The following is a 14689-nucleotide window of genomic DNA, read 5'->3' as shown; positions in this document are numbered from 1 at the left end:
ATTCGTATTAAACTATTTAAGAATGCTATTAAGAATTTATCTGGCAAAGGGTTATGGTCAAAGAGCCTACTTTTTTCTACAGTCTTTAATCATTTCTTTGATTTTAAAATTAATTTTTTGACTGCTTCTCTAACTTATCTAAACGCAGAAATAACTCATTGATCAATTTATTCTGACTTCTAAATTTATTGGTTTGTTCATCTAATTGTTTCTTTTGCGCATCTATTTGCTTTTCCTGCGCTATGGTATGCAAGGTTAACTCTTCTATTGTTTTCACCATACGTTTGGTCATATTAGTAACTGTAAAACCATTTTTAGAAATATCTTCAGCAGATCTCATCGTATGCAAGTAGCCTTTATCTTTTATGTTTTGCTCTACTTCTTCCAAACTTAATAAATTATATTCTTTATTAAAGACATAATCTGGCCATTCATCTACGTCTGAGATAGCAAAATCAGAACTAACAATTCCTTTTTCTACCCAAAGTAAATAATCCCTAAAGTTTTCAGAAGTTTGATCACGAAATCCCCTTTCAGTATCTACATCATCGCTATACTTTGAATCATCTTCAGAAATGTATACTCTCCCATCGACAGATAATTTAGCACCTTTAACTGCTGGACCGCCAATTGATAGCGAATCAGCCGTTATAAAAGGGCTGCTAACCCTACCTTCCGCTACAGTTAAATTACCTTCTTGTAATAATATCTGTCCTCTTAACAATCTTAAGCTACGATTTTGTTCTAATGAAACATCTGTATTAAAAGTAGCTCTGGGACTAAAATTATTATTATTAAAAGTCAATCTTACTTTATCATTAGACGCTATAGAAAATGGATAATCGCCCATTGTTCCAATTCCCATACCAAATACTAAATCTCCACTAAAATCTGCTGTCTGAAATTTCTTAATACGTGTTGTAATCCTTTGTTTCTCAGTATCAGGAGTAGCAGCATTGTCTACTATAGCCAATTGAATATTTGGGCTAAACCAAGTAGTAGTAGTGGGAGTTTGATTTACAGTAGTTCCATTAGTGTAATCCCTTTTATTTGCTTTCCAGCCACTATTTTTTTCATCATTACCTCCTCTAGTATCTACAGACGGATTTGTACTAAAAATAACTTCACCCTCTTTATTTACTAAATTTAATTGATCTGCTGTTAACTGAAGAATATCGGACACGTCACTCTCCTCAAATTCTGCGAACGGTTTTTCATCCATAAGATAAGAGGTAGCATTAAGGTTACCGCTCACTTTTACATTACCATTTACCTCTAATTTTTGTGTTGGTGTAGTCGTACCAATACCTAAATTACCGTTGTAATCTAGTCTCATTGCTTCATCTACTTTATTCATATAAGCTCCACCTTTGCTTTTAACAGAAAAAGTTAATCCTCCCGGAAAATTATCTATATCATTAGGATTACCCACAACTCCGTGAATAGCACCTGCACTCCATGAGGTTGAATTAGCTGCAGAATTTGAGAATAGTAAACCTGGCCCTTGAAGGTTCATTCCTCCTAAATCACTATACACCTCTTTAATTTCTAACTTTTCAGTTGGTATAGTTGAACCAATACCAACATTACCGTTATTTTTAATAATCATTTTAGTATCATTAAGTGTAGCGGAGTTAGTTGGGGCGTTGTCACCTTCACTTTTTAAAGCAAAATGTAAATCTGCTTTACTCAAATTAGAAATTCCATTGGCAATAATCGCAGTTTTTTTTGCGGCACCAGGACTAAAGGGAGTACCTAAAAACAGTGTAGATTGATCCCCTTCATTAGGACTATTAATAGATAGCTCTTTTCCTAACTTTAGTTGGTTGACATCTATATTTACTAGTTCCGAACCATCTCCAATAAATTTTGCTGCTTTTACATTACCAGCAACTTCTAATGCTTCTGTTGGGTTCAAAACACCACCAATACCTACCCTACCTTCGTTGAGAGACATAACATGTTTAGTACCTACATTATCTATACCATCTTCTGGTTGCCATACATAAAAATCTAATGCATTTCCCACAGTTGAATTAGCATTATGTCTAGATTTAATAGCATGTAAATATGAATTGGTTCCGTAAAAAGAGAAAAGTGCTTGGTTCTCGGTTTGAGAATTATAAACATTTCCTTCTTTTAAAGTTATAGGACCATTAAGAGTACTGGTAGTTGGTAAATTAGTTATTTGGCTAGCATCTATTCCTGTAATCTCTGAACCATCTCCCATAAACTTTACTGCCTTTACATTACCAGCTACATCTAGTTTTTGAGTGGGATCGTATGTACCAATACCAACATTACCCCTAAAAAATGCCTCATGAGTACCATTTACTTCAAAACTTGATAAACCTCCATTAACCCCCAAAGCAAAACCTTGATGTGGAGAATTAGCATATGAGATATACTGGGTATGACTTCTAGCTAAGTTTTTAGCAAACCCAACGTCTATACCCATCCCTATTTTCCAATTAGCATCATCACTAGAATACGTATAAATAACTCTCTCACCCTTCTTATTTTCTAATAGAATATCACCAGAAGTTGTTGTTAAATTTTTAGCTGGTAGATTAGCAATATTATTAGCGTCTATATTTGTAAGTTTCGAGCCATCTCCAATAAATTTTGCTGCTTTTACATTACCAGCAACTTCTAATGCTTCTGTTGGGTTCAAAACACCACCAATACCGACCCTACCTTCGTTAAGAGACATAACATGTTTAGTACCTACATTATCTATACCATCTTCTGGTTGCCATACATAAAAATCTAATGCATTTCCCACAGTTGAATTAGCATTATGTCTAGATTTAATAGCATGTAAATATGAATTGGTTCCGTAAAGAGAGAAAAGTGCTTGGTTCTCGGTTTGAGAATTATAAACATTTCCTTCTTTTAAAGTTATAGGACCATTAAAAGTGCTAGTAGTTGGTAGATTAGTTATTTGGCTAGCATCTATTCCTGTAAGTTTAGACCCATCTCCAATAAACTCTGTAGCTTTTACATTACCTGCAACTTCTAGTGCTTCTGTTGGGTTCATAACACCACTAATACCTACTCTACCTTCGTTAAGAGACATAACATGTTTAGTACCTACATTATCTATACCATCTCCTGGTTGCCATACATAAAAATCTAATGCATTACCCACAGTTAAATTAGAATTATGTCTAGATTTAATAGCATGTAAATAAGAATTGGTTCCATTATAAGAGAAAAGTGCTTGGTTCTTAGTTTGACCTTGGGCAACGTTTCCCTCTTTTAAAGTTATAGGACCATTAGGAGTGCTGGTAGTTGGTAGATTTGTTATTTGACTAGCATCTATTCCTGTAAGTTCTGAACCATTACCAATAAACTTTGTAGCCTTAACATTACCAACTACCTCTAACTTTTGAGATGGGGAATTTATACCAATACCTACGTTGCCCGTATTGTAGAATATTTTATCTAAATTGGCAGTCCATAGTAAATTTAATGAGGTAGTTGCCACTATAGAAGACGTATTACTAAAAACATCATTATTGCCTTCGGCTTGTATCTCAATCTTATACTCAGTACCAGGTAAAAAATCTTGAAGTAGCATTCCATTTGTATTTGGTATAACAACATATTGGCTTATTTGAGTACTTGGAAGTTTAGTTGTTGTAACATGATAATTTTTAATACCCTCAGGTGCTATTGAATAGTCCCATCTAACACCTATTTTAGTACTTTCTAGATGTACTAAACGAAGGTTTGGAATTGTTGGAGTAGTTTGCGCTAATAATGCGCTTGAACACATTAACATTAAAGTAAAACTAAATAGAATTGTTTTTACAAAAGGACTTTTACTAATACTTTTATCTGTTGAAAATAAAGAATGTGTAACTTTAGAATTCTGCCTTGTTAGATTTTTTTGTGCTTTCATAAATTGTTTGGTATTTAGTTAAATTCTATTTTCACTTAATTACTGATTATTTTTAATAATATTTAAACATAGATATTTCTATAACGTTTGAATATTGCTAAACCCTAACTTTTATATCAATTTTTTTTATATATTCGTATTAAATAGTATCAAAATTTATGATTTTATAACATGAAAGTAGATTTTTCTAATAATATCAAATTAATAAATTCTTTAAAGAAAGGAGATGAAACTGGTTATACTTTTTTAGTAAAGTCTTACCATAAAAGGTTATGTGTTTATGCTTGTAGCCTTAACAACGATCCTGACTTATCTGAAGATATTGTTCAGAATGTTTTTATGAGCATTTGGAAAAATAGATCAAAATTGAAAGATGATTTTTCAGTAAAAAGTTATTTATACAGTTCTGTTTATAACGAATTTATAGATCAGTACAGAAAACAAAAAAAAGTTTTTACGCTGGAAAAAAAATATATTGATGCTTTAACTTACATTATAGAAGAGGATGATGAAAAATCTTTAGATAGATTAATGAAGATTGTGAAAATTGAAATAGAAAACTTGCCGGCAAAATGTAAACAAACATTTTTATTAAGTAAACAAGAAGGACTAACAAACATTGAGATTTCAGAATATTTAAAAATATCTGTAAAATCTGTTGAAGCTCATATTACAAAAGCTTTTAAAATTTTAAGAAAAACACTTGGGGATAAAATTGAGGGTATCTTGTTTTTATTATTTGGGAGTAATCATTCTTTAAAAACTTAAAGAAATCTTTATTTTAATCTTCTTTTTATTGCATAATAATTTAGCCCTATAAATTCAATTAAAATATAGTTGTACATTTATCCAATAAACAACAGCTAAAAGAAAGATAAAGTGTACAGCTTTAGTACACCTAAACTGCTACAATCCCTATAAAATATAGCAACATTACATATTGTATTGAAAAGCAAAATATTTATGTAACAGAATTACTACAAGGTGAAGACGAAACAGACTTTAAAAAAGTAACTGACACAGAGACCTTAGAAGCTTTACGTGAGGAATGTATTATAAAATTGGGGTATTTTTTAGAGCCAAAAGAACTTTTTGAAACTATTGCAAAAAAAGGAAATAGTGAGATCAAAGGTCAAAGTAATTATATTTTAGATGATTTACAAGCAGTTCTTAATCATATTGAACAAAGTACTATGGGGGAAGATTCTGAGGAAGATTTTGCTGCTTTATTTGAAGATTTAGACTTAACTTCTACTAAATTAGGTAGAACTGTTAGCGCTAGAAATGAAGTGATTGTAGAAATTATTAAAGAATTAAATAAAATTGATTTTAAATTAGAAGATTTAGAATCTGATGTTTTGGGTGACGCTTACGAGTATTTAATTGGAAATTTTGCGGCACTTTCTGGAAAGTCTAAAGGTGAATTTTATACACCACAACAAGTATCTAAAATATTAGCTAAAATTGTAACTTTAGGAAAAACCAAAATAAAATCAGTTTATGACCCTACTTGTGGCTCAGGTTCACTTCTATTACGTGTGAAGCGAGAAGCTGATGTAAGTGAGTTTTATGGACAAGAGTTGAATCGTACGACCTACAACTTGTCTAGAATGAATATGATTTTACACGATATTCATTACCGTAAATTTGATATTAAAAATGAAGATACACTTGAGAGTCCACAACATTTAGATAAGCGTTTTGAAGCTGTTGTGGCAAATCCTCCTTTTTCAACACATTGGAAAGGGAAAGACAATTCTTTGAACAGTACAGATGAACGTTTTTCTCAATATGGTAGATTAGCGCCTAAAACCAAAGCAGATTATGCTTTCGTACAGCATATGTTCCATCAATTGACAGAAAATGGTACAATGGCAGTTGTTTTACCTCATGGTGTGCTATTTAGAGGAGCTGCAGAAGGTGTAATTCGTAAATATTTAATAAATGATAAAAATGCATTAGATGCTGTTATTGGTTTGCCTGCAAATATTTTTTACGGAACATCTATACCAACGTGTATTCTAGTACTTAAAAAATGTAGGAAAGACGATGGTAATATCGTGTTTATTGATGCTAGTGGAGAAGATTATTTTGTTAAAGGGATTAATCAAAATGAATTAAGAGATGAAGATGTAGAAAAAATTGTGGACACGTATTCTAAAAGAATTACAAAAGAAAAATATAGTAAGGTCGTAGAATTAAAAGAGATTATAAAAAATGAATATAACCTTAATATCGCAAAGTACGTAGACACTTTTGAAGATGATGAAGCAATAGATATTGAGACTCTAGCTAAAGAGTTGAAAGCAATTGATAAACAAATAGCACCACTTAATGCTGAAATAAAAACTTTTTGTGATGAGCTAAAAATTTCAACTCCATTTTAATATGACATTAATAAAAAACAAGCCATTACTGCGTTTTCCTGAATTTAAATCAACTTGGAAAGAAAATAAAATTTCTGAAATTTTTGAAAGAGTAGTAAACCCTGTTGATGTAGATAAAACAAAAAAATATCAAGAAATAGGTATTCGTTCGCACGGTAAAGGTATTTTTCACAAAGAACAAAAACTAGGTGTTGAAATTGGAAACAAAAGAGTGTTTTGGGTTAAAGAAAATACTTTTATTGTAAATATTGTATTTGCTTGGGAGCAAGCAGTTGCGAAAACTACAGAAAATGAAGTTGGTTTAATAGCTTCTCATAGATTTCCAATGTATGAGCCAATAAAAAATGTTTTAGACCTAGGTTTTATTTTATATTTTTTTCTGCGTAAAAAAGGAAAATATGTTTTAGAATTAGCGTCTCCAGGTGGAGCGGGAAGAAATAAAACTTTAGGACAAAAAGTGTTTGCAGATACAGAGATTACAATACCAAAATTTCAAGAACAAGCAAAAATAGCTAGGTTTTTAAATCGACTGGATAGTCGAATTAACCTAATTGATAAAAAGTTAAAAAAACTTAAAGCGTATAAAATAGGAGTAAGAAGAAAAATATTTTCAAAAGAATTACGCTTTAAGGATGTTTATGGGAATGAATTTCCTGATTGGAAAAAAATGAGAATAGGAGATGTTTTAGATTATGAACAACCCACAAAATACTTGGTTTCAAATAAAGATTATAATAAAAAATATAATACTCCAGTTTTAACTGCGGGGAAAAAATTTATTTTAGGTTACACAAAAGAAACAGATGGAATTTTTATAGATAATTTACCAACAATTATTTTTGACGATTTTACTACAGCTTTTCATTTTGTTGATTTCCCGTTTAAAGCCAAATCTTCTGCAATGAAAATGTTAATCCCTAAAGGTGAAAATGTAAATATGAAATTTATGTATGAAGCAATGAAATCATTAAGGTTTCCCATAGCTCAACATAAACGTTTCTGGATTTCTGAATACCAAAATCAGATAATTTTATATCCTAATAGTGAAGAGCAGCAAAAAATATCAGATTTCTTTTTAGATATAGATAATTCAATTCAAAACCTATCAGACCAATTGACAAAATCAAAAAAATTCAAAAAAGGCCTACTTCAAAAAATGTTTGTATAATATGGATTTAACGATAATAAATAATGAAATACAAAAAGAGTTTGAATTTTACCTAAAAAGCTTTTTAGACACTAAAAAATACTATTATTGGACATTAGAGTATTTTGAATCTGTTGGTGGTTTAACTTTTCAGCATTTTTTTTTAAGTGATGATGTAAAAAAAGAAATCAATAGTAAAGGAGAAACTTATTTTAAAGAAAGTAAGATTAATTTAAGTATAAACCGAAATTCTCACAGAAACGATATAAATATAAAAAATATTACAACACTTTTTGAAGACCATAAGGAAGATGGTCAATCAAAAAGGTACGAATATATTAAGGAATTTGTTCTTTGGCATTTATTAAAGCAACTCAATAAAAATGACCCAAATAATAAAATAGAAATACAGAAAAGAAACTTCTTATACACTTATTTGCAGTATTTATTAGAGAATCAAGCTCCAAGAAAAAGGTCAGATTTTATAGCTTATTCTAAAACAGAACAAGGACGAGATTTATTTATTCAGCTAGCGAATTTAGTAAAAGAGAATAAAAACCCAAATATAAATCTCCAAACTAAGGTTGAAAAATTATTTATTTCTAAAGAATATGAAGACCGTATTCATTTTATTTTTTCTAAAGTAGGAGAAGAAGAAAAAGAGGAATTAAGGGAGTTGTTGGATGTGCTAAGTAAAGGTAGTGTAAACAATTATTACAGAGGGCAAGCGGATGCAACTTGGCTCTTGGATTCTAGCCTTACTAGAGAAGAAAAATATGCAGAAAATGAAGCAAGAATGTATTATGATATTCTTTCTTTAAAACCAGAAGCTTTTTCAAACAATTATAGCATTTATGAACGCTTAATAACAATGCAGCATTTTGGTATGCCAACAAGACTTTTAGATATCACAAGAAATCCTTTAGTATCTATTTTCTTTTCTTGTAATAATTTAGATAGAGCAAATGCAGATGGTTTAGTTTATTCATTTGTTCCAGAATCGGACAATTTTTTAAATTGAGTTATACGTTTAGCTTCTGTTTTAATTGATTTTGGTATATTGGTTTAGCTTCTACCATTCTGGTAATTGTTTTATGAAAGATACTAGTCTTAAATTGAGAACGATTAATTCTAAAACAAAACTCATCAAAATAAGCTTGAATATGCCATTTACTTACATGTGTTGGTATTGCTCTTAACCATGATTTTACTTGCATAATCATGATATGCAATTGTTTAAAATTAGTTCCATTATTACTATAGATTTGTTCAATATTATAAATTTCTTTTAAAGGTTCGTATCCTCTCCATTTGTCTGTTATTATTTTAGCAGAAGTACTTATATGCTCTTCAAATATTGGTGTTAATGATTTTGCTGAATAGTCATCAATAGACTTTATGTAAACTCTTTTCACTTTATTATTTTCAGTTAACTCTACTGCTATTACTGCCTTCTTCTTTTTTGAGTCATAACTTCTACCTTGTTTTCCTTCTTCTTTTCCGCCTACTGTAAATTCATCAACATGTATTAATTTTTTTAAAGGATATTTTTGGCTACTTTTCATAGCTTTACGTACTTTTTGCATAAAAAACCAGGCGGTTCCTTGCCGGATACTAAAGCGTTTTCCCATCTGAACACTAGATATGCTTTTGCTACTTGTACTCATCTCAAAAGCGACACAAAAGGCTTTTTGTAAACCAAATTTAACTTTATGAAATAGTGTGTTTGCTGTTGCACTTTCTACATGATGACAATTATAGCAATGATAGTTATATCCTGATTTTTCACACCCTTTTGTATGTCCACATTTCACACAAATAAAACCATCTTGCCATTTTATTTTCGATAAATAAGCTTTACAAGCATCATCATTTGGTAGTTCTTTTATAAAGTTTAGTATATCTTGTCCTTCAAATTGTTTCATATCATATATTTTAAAGGGTATAATATACGGAAATTAAATGACTAACTCAATTTTTAAATTTTGATGATGAAAGGTTAAAATGTATTACGAATAATGTTGTAAGCAGGGATGAAGATTATAAGAATAATTCTTGCAATTTAACTCAAACACAAAAAGAAGAATGTTTTTCAAAAAATTGGTTCGTACAGGGAATTGCCAAAAATCAAAGAATAAATAATCAGAGTGGTGATTTTATATTTGTTAGTAGTGAAAAGTCAAGAAAGAGTTTAGACAGTTTACCTAGTCGAATTGTAATAATCGATGCAAATTCAAAGAAATATTGTTAGAGCAATTAGAATCTTTAAATATTCATAGTGGGTCAGTTTATCCAGATCTTAGTCATATGAGTAGCTATATAAGAGAACGTTACAAAGACGAAGGCTATATAGCAAGTATATCACATAGACCAATTTCTATTTATGTAGATTCAAAAACAACTAAAGAAAAGTCCAAAGATAATCCGCCTGAAATATTAAGTAGTAAATTTAATGAAGCAACTTTTTGGGCAGAAGAAAAGAATGATAAACTCTCTGCTTTTGCAAAAAAAGAGAAGTTAAAGGAGGTTGAATTGAAAAAGGTAATAAATACATATTTATACGATGAAAAAAGTCCTTTGCCCGATAGTGTAATATCTACACTAATAAGTAAACCTAGTTTAAAAAATCGTAGAAATGTAGCAGAAGAAACCACTAAAAAGATAATTGATTTTGTTAATTATTTAAATAACGAAACTAAATAATGACCATACAATCAGAACAATTATTAGAAAACAGTTTGGTAAGCCAATTAGTACAATTGGGTTATGGGAAAGTGGTTATTAAAGACGAAGACGATTTATTATTGAACCTAAAATCTCAGTTAGAAAAGCACAATAAAATTACATTATCTGATAATGATTTTAAACAAATTTTAAATTACATAAACAAAGGTTCTATATTTCAACGAGCTAAAATTTTACGAGATAGAGTTCCTTTTACTAACAATAATGGTGAAAGCAAAACCATAGAACTCATCAATCAACTACATTGGTGTAAAAATGAGTTTCAAGTTACTCAACAGGTAACGATGGAAGGCACATACAAAAACCGTTATGATTTAACCATTTTAATAAACGGCTTGCCTTTAGTACAAATAGAACTAAAACGCAGAGGGTTAGAATTAAAAGAAGCTTTCAATCAAATTAATAGATACGAACGTCATAGTTTTGGAGCAGGAGCAGGTTTGTTTCAGTTTGTACAAATATTTGTAATTAGCAATGGCGTAAACACTAAGTACTATGCTAACAGCCCAATAAAAGCTCGTAGTTTTAAGCAAACTTTTTATTGGAGCGATACCAATAATAAATTAGTAACTCAATTATCTAAGTTTACAGACATATTTTTAGAGCCTTGCCATATCTCTAAAATGATTGCTAGGTATGTTGTTTTAAACGAATCAGCCAAAATACTAATGGTACTTCGTCCTTATCAATATTTTGCAGTAGAAGCTATTATAGAAAGAGTAAAAAACACCACCAAAAACGGTTTTATTTGGCATACTACAGGTTCTGGTAAAACTTTAACCAGTTTTAAGGCTAGTCAAATTCTTACTCATATGCCCAAAGTGCATAAGGTGGTTTTTGTGGTAGATAGAAAAGATTTAGATTACCAAACTACCAAAGTGTTCAATAGTTTCAGCAAAGGCAGTATTGATGGTACTAATAACACCAAAGCTTTAGTAAAACAATTGGCTGGCGATAATAAATTAATTGTTACTACCATTCAAAAACTAAATACTGCCATTAGCAAGACTAGGTATTTAAACCAAATGGAAGTTTTAAAAGACAAACGAGTGATTTTTATATTTGATGAATGCCATAGAAGTCAGTTTGGAAAAACACATCAAGATATTAAAAATTTCTTCCAAAAAAGTCAGATGTTTGGTTTTACTGGAACTCCGATTTTTGAAGATAATGCAGGTACTAATGAATTTGGAAAACGAACAACTGCAATGTTATTTGGAGGTGAAAAATCTTTACACAAATATGTAATTACAGATGCAATACGAGATGAAAATGTTTTAAAATTCTCTATTGAATACATTAATACGTTCAAAAAGAAAGAACACATGTTAGATATTGATGTTGAAGCTATAGACGAAAAGGAAGTAATGGAAGCACCAGAACGTTTAGATGCCATTACTGAATATATAATTGCTAATCACAATAGAAAAACACATAGTAAAGAATTTACAGCAATAATGTGTGTAAGTAATGTAGAAACGCTTATTAAATATTACCAACTTTTTAAAGCAAAAGAGCATAATTTAAAAGTGGCAACTATATTTTCTTATCAAGCAAATGAAGAAGATAAAGACGCTTTAGGTTTTACAACTTCTGAATTTGATGAAGTAGATTTGAATGTTGTTGCTGAACCAGTTACTAAATACAAATCTCAACATACAAGAGAACATTTAGATAGTTTTATTGCCGATTACAACAAAACTTTTGGCACAAATTATTCTACAAAAGACACGCAGAGTTATTATAATTATTACAACGATATTGCCAAAAGAGTAAAACACAAACAGGTTGATATTTTATTAGTCGTAATTATGTTTTTAACAGGTTTTGATAGCAAAACATTGAATACAATATATGTAGATAAAAACTTGAAATATCACGGTTTAATTCAGGCTTTCTCAAGAACAAACAGGATTCTAAATGAAGTAAAATCGCAAGGAAATGTGGTTTGTTTTAGAAACTTAAAACAGCATACGGATGATGCTATTGCATTATTCTCGAACATAGAATCTAAAGACGAAATAATTATTGCGCCATATGAAGATTATGTAAAAAAAATGGATGAGGCATTTATTCAATTACTCCAAATAACGCCAACTATTGATAGTGTTTCTCATTTAGAAAGTGAAGAAGATGAATTGGATTTTGCCAAAGCATTTAGAGAGTTAATGAGAACATTAAATGTTTTAAAAACTTTTACCGAATTTACTTTTGATGATATTAGTATAAATGAACAATCCTTTGAAGACTACAAAAGCAAGTATTTAGATTTACGAGATAAAGTAAAAAGAGAAAACGCTAAGGAAAAAGTATCAATCTTAAATGATATTGATTTTGAATTAGAGCTAATACATAGAGACGAAATAAATGTTAGTTATATTTTAAAATTATTAGCAAATCTTAAAAATTCAGTTTCGGTTGAAGATAAAGAAAAACAACTGAAAAACATTTTGGATATTGTAGCTGGAGATACACAATTAAGAAGTAAACGTGAGTTAATTGAAAAGTTCATTAATGAACATATACCAACCATTGAAGATTCAGAAGATATTCCAGATGAATTTATTCAGTTTATGACTGCTGAAAAATTACAAGCTATAAAACTGTTAAGTTCAGAGGAAGGCTTAAACGAGCAAAAGTTAGAAAAAGTAATTGGCGATTATATGTTTACAGAAAAAATTCCTTTACGTGATGATATTATTGGAACAATGAATACTCGTCCAAGTTTGAAAGAAAGAAAGACGAAAGCTGAAAGAATTACAAATAAGATATTGGAGTTTGTGGAAACATTTATTAGTGGGATAACAAGTTAAGAAATGGCTGTTTTAAGAAAATATTCAAAAAATGAGAATTACAAAAAAGAAGGAAAATCAGCACCCTTGACTTCCGTTTCTATACATCAATTTCTTGATGAATTAGAAGCAGGTGAAGAAATTAATTACAAAGATTATGTTTTCAGTTTTTTAGTAGATTTAAGTGATTATGTTTTCAATAAAAAAGTTAGATTTCATAATTGTACGTTTGAAAAAGGGATAAAATGTCGTAATACTACTTTTAATCAATTAGTAGATTTTTATCAATCTACATTTGAAGATAATCAATATTTTCATTTAACAGATTTCTTAAATATTTCTATTTTTTCAGAAACTACTTTTAAAAAAGCTGTCATTTTTAGACATAATAAAGTTTCAAAAGACACTTATATAAGTTTTGAAAAAGCTATTTTTAAAAATGGATTAGATATTTCTAATTCCAATTTTTGGTGTACTCTTCAAGTGTTTGGTATAAAAATAAATAATTCAATACCTGATAAGGAAAGTTTATCGTATTACTTAAAGAAAAACTTGTCTAGAAGTAATTCAGAGATAAAGATATGTGAAAAACTTGTTGAGGAATTATATACTATTCCTTTAAATAAATTCAATCCAAACAACAAGCTAATAAATAAAATACTTTTACAATTTAATGATGAGAACCATAGTAAAGTTGATTTCAATGAAAAAATAAAAAACTCTCTCAAATCTACATATAAAGGAATTCGAGAATCATACAGAAGAATCAAGCAAGAATTTAGAAAAAATGAAAATCATATTGAAGCACTTGATTTTCATCACCATGAAATGAGTGTTTTTAGAAAAGAATTAGAATACAAAACAGTTAGCAGTTATGAGAAATTTAGTGTCTTTGGTAAATTTAAGAATAGAATAATTATAATCTTTAATAAGAATAAAATAATTTTATTTTTAAATAAGATTTCAAATGACTATAATCGTAGTTGGGTTAGAGGTGTGATTTTTACACTCTCTATAACTTTTACATTTTTCTTTATTGTAAGCTTGATATTATTATACAACAAAGATATATCTATAGCGATGTCAACTAATGCTTTTAAGGAAAGCACTAATGAGTTTATAAAATTTATAAATCCAATCGCTTGGAATCATAAGTTATATAACTCAGATAATCTATTTGCAATAATAATTACTTATGTAGCTAAAATTTTCATTGGGTATGGTTATTATCAAACAATACAGGCATTTCGAAAATATGGTAAAAACTAAGAGTTAAAAAGATTAGTAGCCCTATAAGTAGCCCCAAAAATTAAAAAACCCTTTAAAAACAATGTTTTTAAAGGGTTTACAGTACTCAAGGCGGGAATCGAACCCGCACTTCCGAAAAAACTGGATTTTGAATCCAGCGCGTCTACCAATTCCGCCACTTGAGCAAATTACTTAGAATCTCGCAAAGATCGTAATTTTTCTTTGCCTATACCAGATTTCCAATACTTTTCTCTTTTTCTAGCTTCCATTCTAGTGGTTACTTCTTCAAAAAAAAGAAGTGTAAAAGGAGCATAAGGTTTTGTTGTCTTCTCTCTCAAACCATTATGTCTAAAAATCCTTTCTTCTAAGTTAGAAGTTAATCCAACATAAATATAATTTCCTTCAACACTAGAAATTGCGTAAACATAGAACATATATCATATTTTGCGCGCCTGCCTGTCGG

The 14689-nt window shown here is 29.7% G+C and carries 9 protein-coding genes, 1 tRNA gene and 1 pseudogene; 7 read left to right on the top strand and 4 right to left on the bottom strand.

What is annotated here, in order from left to right:
- Window positions 1–109 precede the first annotated feature (109 nt).
- Window positions 110–3907 (bottom strand): fibronectin type III domain-containing protein, encoded by a 3798-nt coding sequence (locus Q0998_RS15935; RefSeq protein WP_299671622.1) that lies wholly within the window; start codon window positions 3905–3907, stop codon window positions 110–112.
- Window positions 3908–4078: 171 nt separating this feature from the next.
- Here Q0998_RS15935 and Q0998_RS15930 point away from each other — a divergent pair, with 171 nt between their 5' ends.
- The 4 genes and pseudogenes from Q0998_RS15930 (at window position 4079) to Q0998_RS15915 (ending at window position 8462) form a co-directional block, all read left to right on the top strand.
- Window positions 4079–4675 (top strand): RNA polymerase sigma factor, encoded by a 597-nt coding sequence (locus Q0998_RS15930; protein ID WP_299671620.1) that lies wholly within the window; start codon window positions 4079–4081, stop codon window positions 4673–4675.
- A 182-nt stretch (window positions 4676–4857) separates the two neighbouring features.
- Window positions 4858–6294 (top strand): annotated as a pseudogene (locus Q0998_RS15925) (type I restriction-modification system subunit M); the annotation flags it as partial.
- Between the two features lies 1 nt (window position 6295).
- Entirely contained in the window at window positions 6296–7462 is a 1167-nt protein-coding gene (locus Q0998_RS15920; RefSeq protein ID WP_299671618.1) for a restriction endonuclease subunit S, read from the top strand.
- Between the two features lies 1 nt (window position 7463).
- The gene (locus Q0998_RS15915; RefSeq protein WP_299671616.1) at window positions 7464–8462 is read left to right on the top strand and encodes an FRG domain-containing protein; all 999 of its coding nucleotides are present in this window, start codon (window positions 7464–7466) and stop codon (window positions 8460–8462) included.
- Window position 8463: 1 nt separating this feature from the next.
- Here Q0998_RS15915 and Q0998_RS15910 read toward each other — a convergent pair whose 3' ends face one another.
- The gene (locus Q0998_RS15910; protein ID WP_299671614.1) at window positions 8464–9366 is read right to left on the bottom strand and encodes an IS1595 family transposase; all 903 of its coding nucleotides are present in this window, start codon (window positions 9364–9366) and stop codon (window positions 8464–8466) included.
- 319 nt (window positions 9367–9685) lie between these two features.
- Here Q0998_RS15910 and Q0998_RS15905 point away from each other — a divergent pair, with 319 nt between their 5' ends.
- Genes Q0998_RS15905 through Q0998_RS15895 form a run of 3 tightly spaced genes read left to right on the top strand, consistent with a single transcriptional unit; the run spans window position 9686 to window position 14247 of the window.
- Entirely contained in the window at window positions 9686–10144 is a 459-nt protein-coding gene (locus tag Q0998_RS15905) for a hypothetical protein (protein WP_299671612.1), read from the top strand.
- Complete coding sequence (locus Q0998_RS15900; protein ID WP_299671610.1) at window positions 10144–12999, top strand: type I restriction endonuclease subunit R; 2856 nt, start codon at window positions 10144–10146, stop codon at window positions 12997–12999. Before Q0998_RS15905 ends, Q0998_RS15900 begins: the two co-directional genes overlap by 1 nt.
- A gap of 3 nt (window positions 13000–13002) precedes the next feature.
- Entirely contained in the window at window positions 13003–14247 is a 1245-nt protein-coding gene (locus Q0998_RS15895; protein WP_299671608.1) for a hypothetical protein, read from the top strand.
- Between the two features lie 82 nt (window positions 14248–14329).
- Here the strand turns inward: Q0998_RS15895 and Q0998_RS15890 are convergent.
- A tRNA-Leu gene (locus Q0998_RS15890) sits at window positions 14330–14411 on the bottom strand.
- Between the two features lie 3 nt (window positions 14412–14414).
- Complete coding sequence (locus tag Q0998_RS15885; protein ID WP_299671606.1) at window positions 14415–14660, bottom strand: GIY-YIG nuclease family protein; 246 nt, start codon at window positions 14658–14660, stop codon at window positions 14415–14417.
- Between the last annotated feature and the right edge of the window lie 29 nt (window positions 14661–14689).

Source organism: uncultured Polaribacter sp. (assembly GCF_947501385.1).
Classification (GTDB): domain Bacteria; phylum Bacteroidota; class Bacteroidia; order Flavobacteriales; family Flavobacteriaceae; genus Polaribacter.
This window is presented reverse-complemented; position numbering and strand designations above follow the sequence as displayed.

Bases quoted from the DNA above. Each gene is read 5' to 3' on its own strand.
- Q0998_RS15910 (WP_299671614.1), bottom strand. From the start codon at position 9,366: ATGAAACAATTTGAAGGACAAGATATACTAAACTTTATAAAAGAACTA.
- Q0998_RS15885 (WP_299671606.1), bottom strand. From the start codon at position 14,660: ATGTTCTATGTTTACGCAATTTCTAGTGTTGAAGGAAATTATATTTAT.
- Q0998_RS15915 (WP_299671616.1), top strand. From the start codon at position 7,464: ATGGATTTAACGATAATAAATAATGAAATACAAAAAGAGTTTGAATTT.
- Q0998_RS15900 (WP_299671610.1), top strand. From the start codon at position 10,144: ATGACCATACAATCAGAACAATTATTAGAAAACAGTTTGGTAAGCCAA.
- Q0998_RS15935 (WP_299671622.1), bottom strand. From the start codon at position 3,907: ATGAAAGCACAAAAAAATCTAACAAGGCAGAATTCTAAAGTTACACAT.
- Q0998_RS15920 (WP_299671618.1), top strand. From the start codon at position 6,296: ATGACATTAATAAAAAACAAGCCATTACTGCGTTTTCCTGAATTTAAA.
- Q0998_RS15895 (WP_299671608.1), top strand. From the start codon at position 13,003: ATGGCTGTTTTAAGAAAATATTCAAAAAATGAGAATTACAAAAAAGAA.
- Q0998_RS15930 (WP_299671620.1), top strand. From the start codon at position 4,079: ATGAAAGTAGATTTTTCTAATAATATCAAATTAATAAATTCTTTAAAG.